Here is a 14,562-nt window from a genome sequence, read left to right as displayed (position 1 = left end):
ACAAAAGCCGTCTAATCGTCGATGGGGCGCAGCGTAACCCCTGGCACAAAATCACGCAGGCTTCGATTTACTGGGCGATATCTGCGCCTGCCGCGCCAATAGCCAGCACGCTGATGAGTATCATCCAGTCATTGAGGATATGGGCACCCGTGGAGACCCAGATGTTTTTGCTCATGATGTATGGCAATAGCAGAATTAACCGCGCACTGCCGATAAGGACTAGTGACTGCACGACGTTCCAGTCGTAGGTGGGGAGGTGGGCCGCACCGAACCACAGGGGTGAGAGCAACCACGCCGCAACTATTGCCTTGCGCCGGGACCAGCCGAATGTGGCGCTGAATAAAGTCAGCAACGCGAGGAAGGGCAATATCGTAAATAGCTCTTCGCCAAACAACTGCGGGATGGTCATCAAAAAGAAGCGCAGGTGATCATTGCGCGATTGAGAGGCCAGTTCAGCAAAAACTGGATTGTCATTGACACCCAAGGTGCCCTGCAACAACACGCCAATCAGCAGGGTGACAACTATGTTGATCAGGGCGAACCCAAGCATCCACATGAAATCCCGTAAGCGCGGTTTACGGAACAGTGAGGTCCAATGCCCTGGGGTGACAAAGGCAAGTGCCGCCAGGGGGATGACGAAAAACAGGGTTGCAGGGATAAACAGGGCCCAGCTTCCAGAGACGACTTTCTCGAGGGTAATAAGCGCGATAAAACCTAGCACAACAGCGACCAGTACCATGCTCCACTGAGGCGCGGAAAGCCATACTGGTTGGCCATTGTAGAAAGGGAAGTCGTCGTTTTTACGCTCTAGCCAAGTAAATCGTTCAACGTCTGCCAAATCGCGTTTTTCTGCTGTTCCCGTGTGGCCGTTATTCACTTTACTCTCCGCTTGTCTTTATCAGGAACGCGATGCTTATTCGATTGACTCTAGCGCTGGCCGTTGAGATCGCAAGCACCCTGTGGCGGTGAATGTTCGCTTTTGGATTGGCTAAAAATTGCTGTTGGGGCGAGCGTGCAACTTGGCTTTAGAGGTTCGTACCACTGTCAGGGATAACGGTATTTACAGATTGGACCGTTGGCGCATGGCATGGATATTGGGGATGTGGCTCTTGATTCACATAGGGTGGTTGACGCTATTTTTCAGCCACCATTTGCACGATCGGGTATTTGGATTATTGCCTGAAAATGACGGCCAAGCTTTGCGTTGATCGCCGTTATAAACGTTCAAATATTACCCTGCGCTATCTGCATCACTTAGCGCGTCGACCTCGGCCTAATTGAGGTACCCGCTGATCAAAGAGCATTGTGGCGGCACTCATTATTGGCCGCTTGTAAAAAGCCCGCTTCAGCGGTCATTATTTCAGGATGTTTCCTGAATATGCCTGAGACTTCGTTGTGTCTGCGACTCTTTCTTCATCGCCCGACGATATGCCGAAACAGGCAGTCCGAAATGCGCGCCTCGCAGCGCTGACCCTAGCATTTTGCCTGCCCAGCGATGTGTTGCTGTATTTGCTGCTTCCGATGCACCCAGAAGCTTTCGGCATCACGTTAGTGCAGGCAGGGATCTTGCTGGCGGCCAATCGTTTGGTGCGGATATTTGGCTACAGCCATGTGTTGCGTTTCTATGGATGCCGTGGAGATCGGCTCACCTTGATGCTGGCGGCTGGCGCGGCGATGTTCTGTGCCTTGGGTAATGCAATGTTCTCCGGGTTCGCGGCGTTATTGGTGCTGCGTTTGATCTGGGGCTTGTGCTTCGCCGCGCTCAACCTCTCGACCCAAGTCTTGGCGACTGCTGATGCTGGCGGAGCAGCCCACCGCGCCGGGCGCTCACGTGCGCTGATTGCGCTGGGCCCGATGTTGGCATTGCCACTGGGAGCGTTCGCCAGTCAGGAGCTTGGTCCGCGTTCAGTTTTTTGGGTGCTGGCAGTCAGTTGTGCCGTCGGCTTATTGATCGCCCGGGGCCTTCCTGCGTCCGGTCATGACTTGCCCGTGAATAAGCGCCGGTTTCGTCTTCCCGACAGCGTAGCCGCCTGGTCATTCGTAGAGGGTGTGGGACTGGATGGTCTTTTCATCTTCGGTTTATCACTGCAAGCGCAGAAGATGCTGGGCGAAGATGCGTTGCTGGTTGCCGGTACGCTAATGGCGCTGCGTTACCTCTCGGAAGTGCTGCTCAGCCCGCTTGGTGGGCGCGCCGCGCAGGCGTTCGGTGCCACCCCCATGCTTTTGCTGTTTTCCGTACTGAGTGCGCTAGCCTTGACTGCTTTTGGCATGCACTGGGTGGTGGCTGGCGCGGCGTGTGTATTGATACTGCGTGCCCTGCAGTTACCGCTGGTCACGACCCTAGTTGCCGAACGCAATCCGGGGCCAGCTCGGGTCACCGCTCTGGCCTCGAATGCTGTCTGGCGGGATATCGGCGCGGGTCTGGGACCGTTATTAGCAGGCTTGCTTTTGCCTGTGGCCTCGGCGCCTTGGGTTTTCACTGTTGCTGGACTGGCGATTGCTGCCAGCGCGGTGGTCTGCTACTTACGCCGTTAGTGCATTTCCCCCCTGGTTCCAGCTGCGACCGCCCGTATCGGCAGCGTACTGGCTGCATGCCCGGTGCGTCATTGGACCTAGGCTGCATCGGCTTGGGCTATCAGGATCAAAATCACTGCAAATGACTTCGTGCATTTGCCTAGCCAAGTGTTCCAACCCGGAATGCTTTGGCCCGCGATTTCAACCTTAAGTCAGCCTTTGCGTCGGAAGGCTTGGTACCTCTCACCCTGCAAATGGAGGAAAACATGAACTACCATCAACCAACCTGCTTGCAAGCAGCGATACTCGATTGGGCCGGTACCGTCGTTGATTTCGGTTCGTTCGCACCCACGCAGATCTTTGTCGAAGCGTTCGCTGAGTTCGATGTGCAGGTCTCCCTAGAGGAAGCGCGCGGCCCAATGGGCATGGGTAAGTGGGATCACATCCGCACCCTGTGCAACCTGCCGGAAATTGCCGAGCGCTATCGAGCAGCTTTCGGCCGCACGCCGACGGACGCTGATGTGACGGCTATTTATGAGCGCTTTATGCCGCTGCAGATCGAGAAAATTGCCGAGCACTCGGCGTTGATCCCCGGTGCGCTCAAGGTTATCTCAGCGCTGCGCGACCAAGGTTTGAAGATCGGTACCTGCTCAGGTTACCCGGCAGTGGTGATGGCTCGGGTGGTCGAGTTGGCCCGTGACAATGGCTATGTTCCAGACCATGTGGTGGCCACCGATGAAGTGCCCAACGGCCGTCCGCATCCTGCTCAGTCTTTGGCGAATGTTATTGCTTTGGGCATCAGCGACGTAGCGGCTTGCGTGAAAATCGACGACACCTGGCCGGGCATTCTTGAAGGCCGCAGTGCCGGCATGTGGACAGTGGCGTTGACCTGTTCGGGTAACGCCCTGGGTTTGACCTATGAGCAGTTCAAGAACCTGTCCAAAGACAAACTCGAACAAGAGCGTGCCCGTATCGGCCAGATGTTTGAAGGTTCGCGTCCGCATTACTTGATCGACACCATCGCCGATCTGCCAGCGGTGATCGACGACATCAACGCCCGTTTAGCGCGAGGCGAGATGCCGCAGAGCAGTTGAACCGGGAACTCTTAGAGCACTCACTGGACAACGGTAAAGCTGTTTAGCATGCACCACAAAGCGCAACACCGACACAAGGCCGGTGTTGGGTTGGCAGCCAAGGTGGCAAGAAAAGCGCCACCTTGGTACAGCCTTAGAAGCGGTACTTCGCCGATGCGGTTAGGCTGCGTGGTGCGCCGTAAGTCAGCGCACCGTAGGCGTCGAAAATATCGAAGTACTTTTCATCGGTAATGTTATCGGCGTTTAACTGGGCCGAAAGGTTGTCGGTGAACTCGTACCGCGCCATCAGGTTGACCAGCGCGTAAGCATCTTGCTCGATCTTCTCTGAGTTGCCGGCCGGGTTGGTGGCGTAGGTGTAGATGCTGTCCTGCCAGTTCACGCCGCCGCCGATGGTCAATTTGTTGAACACGCCAGGCAGTCGGTAGGTAGTGAAGGTACGCAACAGTTTGGTCGGGTACAGCGTGTTGACGTCATCGCCCTCAGCATCTTCAGCAGTGAATTGAGTGTAGCCAATCGAGGCATTCCAGTCGGTCGCCAACTCGCCGGAAACCTCCAGCTCGAAGCCCTTGCTAGTGGCGCCTTCAGACGCCTCGAATGCGTAGCCACCAATTGGGTTTGTTGGGTCGATCAGATTTCCCGTGCTCTGGCCCAGGTTGTCCTGCTTGATCTGGAAAATGGCGACCGAGGTGTTCAAGCGACCGTCATAGAACTCGCCCTTGAGGCCGATCTCACTGCTCTCGCCGGTAATAGGTTCAAGCTGCTGACCGCGGCTGTCGCGCACAGACTGTGGCAAGAAGATTTCGGTGTAGCTGGCATAGGCTGAAAGGTATTGGTTGAGGTCGTAAACGATGCCCGCGTAAGGGGTCAGTTCATGGTCAACGTCGACCTTGCTGACTTCTGAGTAGATGTCATCACTGGTCTGCTCGTACCAGCTGTCGCGCCCGCCAAGTATTAACTTCAGGTCATCGGCCAGGTTTAAGCGGGTTGCTGCGTACAAGCCTTTTTGGCGGGTTTCGCTGTAGCCGTAGTCAGAGCGTGGGCCCCAAATTGGCTCGGGAAATTCACCGTTGTAGGCGTCAAAGTTCGGCACCCCGCCAAAGCCGGTTTGTGCGTTGAGTGAGTCGGCGTCGAATTCCTGCTTACTGTCGATATAACCGAAGGCCAGGTCGTGCTTACGCCCAAGCAGCGAGAACGGGCCATCAAAACGGATGCTGTAGTCGTCTTGGGTGGTTTCGGTTTTATAGGTCGCCGGGAACGAAGCCATAGGGCTGCTGCCATTGCGGCCTGGATTACCGGAAAGGTAGAGCAGGGCTGAATCACCGCTGCGCTCGCCACGGTTGTAGCTGAGCTGCATTTTCCAATCGTTGGCAAAGGTGTGGTCAAGATTAACGAAGTAGGTTTTGTAGGTCGTGTCCCACTTGCTCCAGTCAGCGGAGGTAGACTTCGAACGACTCCAATTGGTGCGGCTGCCATCGGCGTACCAAACCGGCAGACCGCCCCACATCGGTGAGTCTTCGGTATTTTCCTGATTGCTCAGACCAAACCACACTGTGGTGTCTGGCGTCAGGTCGATGTCCATGGTGCCGTAGACGGTTTCACTACGGGTCGAGTTATTGTCGATCCAGGTGTCGCCATCGGTGACCTCACCAACCAAGCGCGCACGAATAGTACCGGCCTCGTTGAGCGCGGTGGATACATCTGCTTCAGTGCCGAAGGTATCCCAGGTGCCGGCGCTAAACTTTACTGAGCCTTTCAGGTCGCGGCTATTGGCGCGCTTGCGGACAAGGTTAATTGACGCGGAAGGATCGCCAGCACCGGTCATCAGACCGTTGGCACCGCGGACGATTTCGACGCGGTCATACATGGCCAGACTGCTGAAGATCTCCCCCGAACTCCATGGCTGTTCATAAATGGTCGGCACCCCATCAATCATCAGCGAGTTGAGCTCAAAACCACGGGCGTTGAACTGCGCGCGGCTGGTCTCATACCGGTTGACCGATACCCCGGTGGCATTGTTGACCACGTCGAGGATGGTCTCCAAATCTTGGTCTTCGATGCGTTGTTGAGTGACTACGCTGACAGATTGCGGCGTTTCGCGCAGGGACATGCTCAGTGGCGTGGCCGTACGCGCGGCTTCGGTGGTGTAAGAACCCGTGTCCTCTGTCACAGCGCTGGGCACGTACTCGGCGGTGCCGGTGATTTCCATCGGCTTTAAGGTGACCGTGCTTGCCGATTCAGTTCGCTCAACAGGTTCTGCCGCATAGACCGCTGGGGTAACAAAGGCGGCGCCCACTGCCAGCATGTGCACGGCGAGCGCCAAGGGACGTATCGCTGCGTTGGACTGCAGGGCGGAGGTATTTTGTGAACACAGGGAAGGGTGGGCGGACATGTTGGACTCACGTTTAATTATAATGCGGATGAGAATCTATATCATACGCAGTTACGTTTAATTCTGGAATGGGTCCGAGCGTTATGTTTTGAGATTGGCGAGAGGATGGCGGCTTTTAGCAGCGTTTAGCCGCGAAATGGAGCGCAGACGCTTTATCAAGGCAAGTCTGCTGGACGCAACAGGGTGGAAGTCGCTCAGGCGTAGAGGGTGGGAAGAATCGGCAAAGCTACTGTGCTTTGCCGAAGCATCAGCGACCGACTGAGCGCTGCCTTTTGATCCGGTACATATCGCTATCTGCATGGCTGAGCAGGGTATCGGCATCATCACCGTCTGCGGGGTAACAGGCGACACCGATGCTGCAGGACGGCATCTTGATCTCGCCAAATTCAGCGCCCAATGGCTCGGCCATGACGGCCAGGATCTGCTCAACCTTTGCCGAAACGGCGTCCTGCGACTGGATGTCGGTTAACAGCACCGTGAATTCATCACCGCCGATGCGCGCCACGGTATCCGTCTCACGTACGCAGCCTTCCAAGCGCCGGGCAATGTTATAAAGCACGCGGTCGCCCGCTGAATGGCCATGGACATCATTGATGCCCTTGAAGTCATTGATATCCACAAATAGCAAGGCCACGGTGTTTTGACGGCGGTGCGCTGCTCGCAGGGCGGAGTCTAGCCGTTCATTGAACAGCGACCGGTTAGCCAGTTCGGTCAGCGAATCATGGTGGGCTAGGAATTGTAATTCTGCCTCGGCCTGCCACAGCGCTGTCACATTGCGCGCTACCCCGATCCGTGCTCCCACTTCCTCGGACCAAAAGGCTGCCCAGAGGATATGGACGACAGCCCCATCCTTGCGCACATAGCGGTTGCGGAAATCAATATGCGACTGACCATTCATCACGCGGGTGATAGAAGCATGAGTAATCGCAAGGTCGTCAGGGTGCATATAATTGGTGATCAAGGTGCCGGTCAGCTCACTGGCACGGTAGCCAAGCAGAGCCTCACAGGCATCACTGACAAATACAATCTGATTGTCTTTGTCGACCACGAAGACTGTGTCGAGCATCAGATTGATCAGTTTTGGATAGAGTGCTTGCAGGTCGACGGGCATAATTCAGGGAGGTCCGCTTTATATCCCGTGATCATAGCCTGAATGTGACCGGCATCAAAGTTCCTGCCCGAGTCCTGAGAGTCGCTTATTCCCTGCTTGGGCGGCGAGCAGTCAGTCTCGGCAATAGCCTTCACCTGGCTTCACAATCAAGCAATTCTGCTTGTCCATCAGCCACTTTAAGCCCGTTGCTTCGCCATCGCCTGGGCGTAGCAATTGCTTGCCGTCGTCGCGCTCGAAGGCGATGCCATCTGCAGTCGATTCACCTTTGAATGTGCCGCTTTGATCTGCATCGAGGCCATATTGCATCTTCAGTAGGTAATGGCCTGGGCCTGCGGACTCATCTTGGCTTACCGTCAGGTTCAAGCCTTCCACGCCTATCCATCGGCCGACCCATTGATCTGTGAGCTCATGCTTGGCCTGATATTGCTCAATCGCTGCCGATGACACAGGTGCGGTGGGAGATGAAGGTGGCGCAGGTGCCGCGCTGTCGGTGTGGTGCACGCATCCGCTGAGCAGAACGCCTACGCTTAGTGCTAACGCTGTCTTGAGCATGAGCTGTTCTCCTTCGGGACGATGATTAGTGCTCTATTGGTATAGAACCCATGTAAAGAATATAGAGGAGGTGCGTGTGGAGTCGTTCAATGCGGGTTGCCTGTGCGGCAATGTTCGCGTGGTGGCGGTGGGGCAGCCTTACCGCGTCGGGATTTGCCATTGTATGGATTGTCGCAAGCACCATGGTGCTCTGTTTCATGCGTCGGCCATATTCCCTGAGGACGCTGTGACCATCAGCGGTGAAACGGGTGACTACGCCGGGCGATATTTCTGTCCTCGTTGCGGCTCAGCAGTATTTTCCCGCAGCGATGACGAGGTAGAACTTAACCTGGGATCGCTGGATGAGCCCGATCAACTGCGGCCCACCTATGAGTTGTGGATGCTGCGCCGCGAGTCTTGGCTGCCGCCATTTCCCCTTGTGCGCCGCTACCTGCGTGATCGTGACGGGGAGGGGCGTTTTGAGTAAATACCCGGATTCGTCTAAATCACGGCTGCAGACCTGTAACAGCGGCGCGTCATGCAGCCATCTGGTGATGTCTTTTGCTTGTAACTAAATTGTCATCTTTGGCTGGCAACGTGCTCGCGCATACGTCTACGGCTTGGGCCTGGATAAACATGTCCGTTGCAGTGCTGCCACTTTATCCGCGACGGACGCAACAATAAGGTTGCTGCATAAGATGATCGTCGGTTCCGCGCGTAAGCAAATAATAATCAGGTCGGATCAAATGGTCTCCGAAGAATTTGGAGACGTATTTTCGAGAATGTTTGGCAATCTTTATTCAAACCTACCCTCGCTGGACAAGACGACCCACATCGCCGGTGTATATGGTCGCTACGAGGGTGTAAGTTTTCGGCGCATGCGCTATGGGGGCAACTTTACGCTCGCTCTCCCACATTTTGCGGACGAAATCACCTTTGTGATTCCCCTCGCGGGCAGGATCATCTTCAATCAAGGGTCGGGAATCGCCGGTGGGCTGCAGGTGGGGATTGCAGTCGATAAGGTAGACCTGAACTCAGTGAGTTTTATTGATGATCATGAGCAATACGGCTTTTCTATTCGCCATGACTTGTTTGCTGCACGGCTTTCAATCCTGTTGGGCAAGCCGATCATGAGCAGAGTTAAATTCGCCCCGCAGGTGGATTTGAACAATGCGGCGCTCAAGAGCATCAGCGCGCTGCTGGGGTTTTTCACTGGCGCTGAGTCCGACCAGTTGATTAATTCCAGTGCATTGATGCCTGCGCGTTTACAGGAAATGCTAGTGGATGCGGTGCTGGAATCATGGCCGCACAATTACACCCAGGCACTTCAACATCGCACGCCGCTCATAGCCCCGCGTCATGTGAAGCTGGCAATTGACTACATTCAGGCCCATCCGGATATTTTAGTGAGCGGTGCAGAGCTGGCGCAATTGACTAATGTCAGCTTGCGCGCATTGCAGGAAGGGTTTCGTCGTTTTGTCGGCAGCTCAATTGTGACCTACCAACGACAAGTACGCTTGGAGTGGGCACGCAACGCCTTGCGCCAGGATCCTTCGTATTCGATTTCTGAAGTCGCCTTGCGCTTGGGCTTCACCAATGTGGGGAGGTTTAGTCACTATTTCAAAAGCGCGTTCGGGGTCAGTCCGCTTGAGGTGAAAAAGGGCTCGCGGCGTTGATACAGGGCCCAGTTGCTCGGTGCAGATCAAAGAGGCGATCTTGAGATGCGGGCAGGCGCTTGAAGTTCCTGGACCCAGCCCGCGCATAAAAGGGCTGGGTCTGACTGACTGGAGGTTGCGGTTCGCCTAGAAGGCGATGCTCGCACTTAGTTGCCCGGCCAGACCGCTGCTTTCGCCACCGTTTAATAGATTAACATCGGCGCCCAGGGTCAGCGCATGATGCACCGCGCTGATATTCATCCCGGCGTTGAACAGATCGCGGGAGCTGAAGGCCGATACTTGATCAATGCCCAGCCCTAGAACGGTTGCGCTACTGGTAACAGACGGGTCATTGAACATATGTTCATAACCCACGGAAAGCCCTGGTGTTATCAGCCAGTCTGCTGCTGTACGTGATTCAAAACCGAGTTTCACGCCACTTACCAAGCTGTTCAGGGTCTGGTCGATATGGTCGACATTCAGCGCCAACTCACTGCCTTTTTCTTGGAATCCGTCGAGGTTCAGCTGGCTGGTGCGCAGGCCGATTTCAGGCTCGATGCTCAGCGGGCCGCGGCTCAGGCGGTAACCTAAGCTCCCTTTGGCGCCATAGAAGCTACCGTGAGTGTCACCACGTGCCGTTCCCAGATTAGCGTTGAGGTCGCGCTTGCTGCTGTAGTCGATATAACCCGCTTCAACTTGCAAAGCCAGATAGGCACCGCTTTCAAGGCTGTCGAAGGCATATCGGCCGCCAGCGCTTAGGAAGGTCGAATCGGATTTAGCTTCTGCGTCAGCGCTGCGCACGGTGCCTTTGTTGTAGCCGAAGGCAACATTAGCGCTGGTGCGCTCATTGAGGCGGTGGACGCCGCCAACCATTGAGCCTGCGCTGTGTTCGTTGCTGCTGGCAGCCTTGCTGGAGCTATCGGTCCCGAGGTAACCGGCCAAGGCGGTGATCCAGAGTGAGGATTCGCCGGTTTTCAGATTGCTGCCAACTGCATAGGGGCTGAGCGCATCATCGATTTGCGCAGACTGGCGGAGCAAGTAGGCACCAGCGTCTGCATGTACCTGGCCACCCACTTGCGATTGCAGGCCACCGAGGGAACCCGCATCAATAGCGCTTTGCAGGTAGTAGTTGTAGGCGCTGTAGGTGCCTGAAAGACTGGAGTCCTGCAGGGCATTCAAGAGCCCCGCACCTGCGGCGTCGTTGCCGCTCAGGTCTTGCTGGCCGGGGAGAATCGAATAACGGACCAGTTTGCCACGCAGCACATAGATGGTTTCTTGATCCAGGCCTAGGCCCTGCTTGAGGTAGTTGTCCATGCTGCCGTAACTGGCCACGACCTGATCGAGCCCGGCCTGCAAGAAACTCGCCTGTACCCCGAGCAGTGGTTGGTAGGCCGCGGCCATTTCTGGCGACAAGGCGTTGAGTTGGGCGTAGGTGGCCGCGACGCGCTCGGCGGTGTAGGTGTTGGTTGCTAAATAGTCCGCCATTACGGTTGCCTGATCGACGCCCGCCAGCGTCTGCAGAATGGCTGCGGTCCAACCTGTGCGGTCTTTGCCAGCGGTGCAGTGAAACAGGGCAGCGTTTTCACTGCTGGCCAGTTCACGCATCAGCAAGCCAAATTCAGAGCGTATGCCGGGGTCAGTGACGAAGGCACGTTCACCGCCTTCCATCAAGGCAATGCTGGCGGCTGCGGTGGTGAGGCTGAAGTCCGCGTAGGCTGTGCCGGCGACGTTGATATTGGTGTATGCGGCGCCTGTTGGCAGGATATCCGGCGCAGTGGCAATCTCGTCGGGTGTGCGCAGGTCAAAGACATTACTGATGTTCAGCGTGTTGAGCGTAGCCAGATCTCCAGGCGTCACCGTCAACGCATTGGAACGGTAGAGCACCCCGCTGCGAAGTGTCCCGTTGTGGGACGTGGTATAGGCCGTTTGGGTGCCGGCTAGATCACGGAAATTATCTGCATTGGTTAAGCGCGGGGTGTTAAGCGCGTTGGTTTCTGCGGCCTGCGCAGCAGAAATGGACAAACCAAGAAGTGATAGAGAAAACAGGATGCGGTGAAACACGTAGTAGCCTCATTGAGCACGAATTAGGCTGGCTACTATGTGAAATCAAGGATTAAGAATTATGACAAAACAGGTGCAAAGCAAAATGCTCGCGCAATCTGTCCACTGCCTTCGCAATTTGTCCTTTTTTGCTAAAAATCAGCCCGAAAAAGCTCGCCGGATGGCGATCAGAAGCACGCTATCCAGATAGAAATGAGTACAAATTTAGGCAATTGTTTGAGGCACCTCGGCCGAAAGCAGCAGAAGAACTTGGAGCGCTCGAGTGATTGGCAATGACCCTGGAAAAAGTTTGATTGAAAAGGGCCTTGCAGCTATCTCTCGCAGGGTTATTAACAATGCAATGGCGACGAGGCGCAGTGACGCCACTTTTTTTCGGGCATAAAAAAGGCCTTGATAATCAAGGCCTTTCTTCGAGTTTGTGGTGCCCCGGGGGAGACTCGAACTCCCACTTCTTTCGAAAACGGATTTTGAATCCGCCGCGTCTACCGGTTCCGCCACCGGGGCACAATGGCGGCGAAGTATAGGGACGAGTTTCGAGTTGGTCAATGCTCTTTCGTGGTCATTTTAAATATTTTCCGCTAAACTTTGCCGCCCTGCTAGATGACCCTTCTTGTCATGCGTGTTGCCGATTTTCATTTTGATCTACCTGAAACCCTGATTGCTCGTCATCCATTGACCGAGCGGCGCGCGAGTCGCCTGCTGACTGTCGATGGGCCGAGCGGTGCATTGGGCCATCGCCAGTTCAGCGACTTGCTTGAGTTTCTGCGTCCGGGCGACTTGATGGTGTTTAACAACACGCGGGTAATCCCTGCGCGCTTGTTTGGCCAGAAGGCGTCGGGGGGCAAACTTGAAGTGCTGGTTGAGCGTGTGCTCGATACGCATCGGGTGCTGGCACATGTGCGCTCAAGTAAATCGCCAAAGCCGGGCTCGATGATCCTGCTTGAGGGCGGGGGCGAGGCGCAGATGGTTGCCCGTCACGATGCCTTGTTCGAACTGCGCTTTGCTGAAGAAGTGTTGCCGCTGCTTGAGCGCGTCGGCCATATGCCGTTGCCGCCTTATATTGATCGCCCGGATGAAGAAGCCGATCGCGAGCGCTATCAGACGGTTTACGCGCAGCGTGCAGGTGCTGTGGCAGCGCCAACGGCGGGTTTGCATTTCGATCAAGAATTGATGACGGCAATCGCCGAAAAGGGCGTTGAGTCTGCGTTTGTCACCCTGCATGTCGGCGCGGGTACCTTTCAGCCGGTGCGCGTTGAGCGCATCGAAGAGCACCACATGCACAGCGAGTGGCTGGAAGTCGGTCAGGATGTGGTTGATGCCGTAGCAGCCTGCCGGGCGCGCGGAGGTCGGGTGATTGCGGTGGGCACCACCAGCGTGCGTTCGCTGGAGACGGCAGCGCGGGATGGCGAGCTCAAGCCCTTTAGTGGCGACACGGATATTTTTATTTACCCTGGCCGGCCATTTCATGTGGTCGATGCCTTGGTCACCAATTTTCACCTGCCTGAGTCGACCTTGCTGATGCTGGTGTCGGCGTTTGCAGGTTACCCGGAAACCATGGCGGCTTATCAAAGTGCTGTCGCCGAAGGTTACCGCTTTTTTAGTTATGGTGATGCCATGTTCATCACCCGTAATCCCGCGGCGCGCGGGCCTGAGGATCACGTATGACGCGTAATTGCCGTATGTCTTTTGAGTTATTGGCGACCGATGGCAAAGCGCGTCGTGGACGTCTGACCTTTCCGCGTGGCGTTGTCGAAACACCTGCATTCATGCCGGTCGGTACATACGGCACGGTGAAGGGCATGTTGCCGCGTGACATCGAGGCGATTGGTGCGCAGATGATTCTGGGCAACACCTTCCACCTGTGGCTGCGGCCGGGTACCACGGTGATCAAGGAGCACGGCGACCTGCATGACTTTATGCAGTGGAAAGGGCCGATCCTTACCGATTCCGGCGGTTTCCAGGTGTTTAGCCTGGGTGCCATGCGCAAAATCAAGGAGGAGGGCGTGACCTTCGCTTCTCCGGTTGATGGCGCAAAAGTATTCATGGGTCCGGAAGAGTCGATGCAAGTGCAGCGCGATCTGGGTTCTGATGTAGTGATGATATTTGACGAATGCACGCCATACCCGGCCGAGTTCGATGTGGCCAAGACCTCAATGGAACTGTCGTTGCGCTGGGCCAAGCGTTCCAAAGCGGCCCACGGCGACAACACTGCCGCGCTGTTTGGCATCGTTCAGGGCGGCATGCATAAAGAATTGCGCCAGCGCTCGCTCGAAGGCTTGAATGAGCTCGATTTCGATGGCTTGGCCATTGGCGGGCTTTCGGTGGGTGAGCCGAAAGAAGAAATGATCAAGGTGCTCGACTACCTGCCCGAAATGATGCCGGCTGAAAAACCGCGTTACCTCATGGGTGTAGGCAAGCCAGAGGATTTGGTCGAAGGTGTGCGCCGTGGCGTGGATATGTTCGATTGTGTGATGCCGACACGTAACGCGCGCAATGGCCATCTGTTCATCGATACGGGCGTATTGAAGATCCGTAATGCGGTGCATCGTCACGACAATTCACCGCTTGATGCCAACTGCGATTGCTACACCTGTCAGAATTTTTCTCGGGCGTATCTGCACCATTTAGACAAGTGCGGAGAAATGCTGGGCAGTATGCTCAATACAATCCACAACTTACGTCACTACCAGCGCCTCATGGCTGGTTTGCGCGGTGCTATCCAACAGGGTACATTGGCCGCCTTTGTCGATAGCTTCTACACCCAGCGTGGTTTGCCAACACCGCCGCTGGATTAAAAATGAGTTTGTTAAAAACTATTTCAACAGGAGTGATACATGAGCTTTTTTATCCCTGCGGCATTCGCAGACGCCGCTGCACCTGCGGCTGGTCCAGCTGGTAGCGGTTTTGAATGGGTATTTCTGGTCGGCTTTCTGGTCATCTTCTACCTGATGATCTGGCGCCCACAGTCTAAGCGTGCCAAAGAGCACAAGAGTCTGCTCGGCAACCTGCAGAAGGGTGATGAGGTGGTAACAACTGGCGGTATCGCTGGCAAGGTCAACAAAGTCAGTGATGACTTTGTGGTCATTGAAGTATCGGATACTGTTGAGTTGAAAATTCAGAAGGTAGCAATTGCAGCGACCTTGCCTAAAGGCACTCTGAAAGCCATCTAAGTTGCAAACCATTACCATTCGACGGGGCGCTAAATGC

The 14,562-nt window shown here is 55.6% G+C and carries 12 protein-coding genes and 1 tRNA gene; 7 read left to right on the top strand and 6 right to left on the bottom strand.

Going from position 1 to position 14,562, the window contains the following annotated elements; translation table 11 throughout:
* Window positions 1-67 precede the first annotated feature (67 nt).
* On the bottom strand, window positions 68-877 hold the full coding sequence (locus AACY09_RS09675) for a CPBP family intramembrane glutamic endopeptidase (protein ID WP_339487525.1): 810 nt from the start codon (window positions 875-877) through the stop codon (window positions 68-70).
* Window positions 878-1,428: 551 nt separating this feature from the next.
* On the opposite strand from AACY09_RS09675, the gene AACY09_RS09670 reads away from it, so the two are divergent.
* Both AACY09_RS09670 and phnX read left to right on the top strand, forming a co-directional pair.
* On the top strand, window positions 1,429-2,535 hold the full coding sequence (locus AACY09_RS09670; RefSeq protein ID WP_339487870.1) for an MFS transporter: 1,107 nt from the start codon (window positions 1,429-1,431) through the stop codon (window positions 2,533-2,535).
* A gap of 245 nt (window positions 2,536-2,780) precedes the next feature.
* Window positions 2,781-3,608: a phosphonoacetaldehyde hydrolase gene (gene phnX, locus AACY09_RS09665; RefSeq protein WP_339487524.1), complete on the top strand. Its 828-nt coding sequence runs from the start codon at window positions 2,781-2,783 to the stop codon at window positions 3,606-3,608.
* Window positions 3,609-3,741: 133 nt separating this feature from the next.
* Here the strand turns inward: phnX and AACY09_RS09660 are convergent, their stop codons facing one another.
* The 3 genes from AACY09_RS09660 to AACY09_RS09650 form a co-directional block, all read right to left on the bottom strand.
* Complete coding sequence (locus tag AACY09_RS09660) at window positions 3,742-5,997, bottom strand: TonB-dependent siderophore receptor (protein ID WP_339487523.1); 2,256 nt, start codon at window positions 5,995-5,997, stop codon at window positions 3,742-3,744.
* Between the two features lie 247 nt (window positions 5,998-6,244).
* The gene (locus tag AACY09_RS09655; RefSeq protein WP_339487522.1) at window positions 6,245-7,108 is read right to left on the bottom strand and encodes a sensor domain-containing diguanylate cyclase; all 864 of its coding nucleotides are present in this window, start codon (window positions 7,106-7,108) and stop codon (window positions 6,245-6,247) included.
* A gap of 111 nt (window positions 7,109-7,219) precedes the next feature.
* A complete protein-coding gene (locus tag AACY09_RS09650; protein ID WP_339487521.1) occupies window positions 7,220-7,660 on the bottom strand; it encodes a hypothetical protein in 441 nt (146 codons plus the stop codon).
* A gap of 76 nt (window positions 7,661-7,736) precedes the next feature.
* Here AACY09_RS09650 and AACY09_RS09645 point away from each other — a divergent pair, with 76 nt between their 5' ends.
* Together AACY09_RS09645 and AACY09_RS09640 are read left to right on the top strand one after the other, a co-directional pair.
* Window positions 7,737-8,126 (top strand): GFA family protein, encoded by a 390-nt coding sequence (locus AACY09_RS09645; protein WP_339487520.1) that lies wholly within the window; start codon window positions 7,737-7,739, stop codon window positions 8,124-8,126.
* A gap of 259 nt (window positions 8,127-8,385) precedes the next feature.
* Window positions 8,386-9,315 carry an AraC family transcriptional regulator gene (locus tag AACY09_RS09640; protein ID WP_339487519.1) on the top strand — a complete coding sequence of 310 codons (930 nt, stop codon included), beginning with the start codon at window positions 8,386-8,388 and terminating at the stop codon, window positions 9,313-9,315.
* 126 nt (window positions 9,316-9,441) lie between these two features.
* Here the strand turns inward: AACY09_RS09640 and AACY09_RS09635 are convergent, their stop codons facing one another.
* Window positions 9,442-11,355, bottom strand: a complete 1,914-nt coding sequence (locus AACY09_RS09635) for a tyrosine-protein phosphatase (RefSeq protein ID WP_339487518.1) — start codon at window positions 11,353-11,355, stop codon at window positions 9,442-9,444.
* A gap of 419 nt (window positions 11,356-11,774) precedes the next feature.
* Window positions 11,775-11,859: transfer RNA gene (locus AACY09_RS09630), tRNA-Leu, on the bottom strand.
* Between the two features lie 111 nt (window positions 11,860-11,970).
* Here AACY09_RS09630 and queA point away from each other — a divergent pair.
* Genes queA through yajC form a run of 3 tightly spaced genes read left to right on the top strand, consistent with a single transcriptional unit; the run spans window position 11,971 to window position 14,525 of the window.
* Entirely contained in the window at window positions 11,971-13,020 is a 1,050-nt protein-coding gene (gene queA / locus AACY09_RS09625; protein ID WP_339487517.1) for a tRNA preQ1(34) S-adenosylmethionine ribosyltransferase-isomerase QueA, read from the top strand.
* 14 nt (window positions 13,021-13,034) lie between these two features.
* Window positions 13,035-14,150 carry a tRNA guanosine(34) transglycosylase Tgt gene (gene tgt, locus AACY09_RS09620; RefSeq protein WP_339487868.1) on the top strand — a complete coding sequence of 372 codons (1,116 nt, stop codon included), beginning with the start codon at window positions 13,035-13,037 and terminating at the stop codon, window positions 14,148-14,150.
* A gap of 39 nt (window positions 14,151-14,189) precedes the next feature.
* On the top strand, window positions 14,190-14,525 hold the full coding sequence (gene yajC / locus AACY09_RS09615) for a preprotein translocase subunit YajC (RefSeq protein WP_339487516.1): 336 nt from the start codon (window positions 14,190-14,192) through the stop codon (window positions 14,523-14,525).
* Window positions 14,526-14,562 lie beyond the last annotated feature (37 nt).

The organism is Pseudomonas sp. EL_65y_Pfl2_R95, assembly GCF_963971045.1.
Taxonomy (GTDB): domain Bacteria; phylum Pseudomonadota; class Gammaproteobacteria; order Pseudomonadales; family Pseudomonadaceae; genus Aquipseudomonas.
Note: the sequence above shows the minus strand (reverse complement) of the source record. Positions and strands in the feature narration are given on the sequence as shown.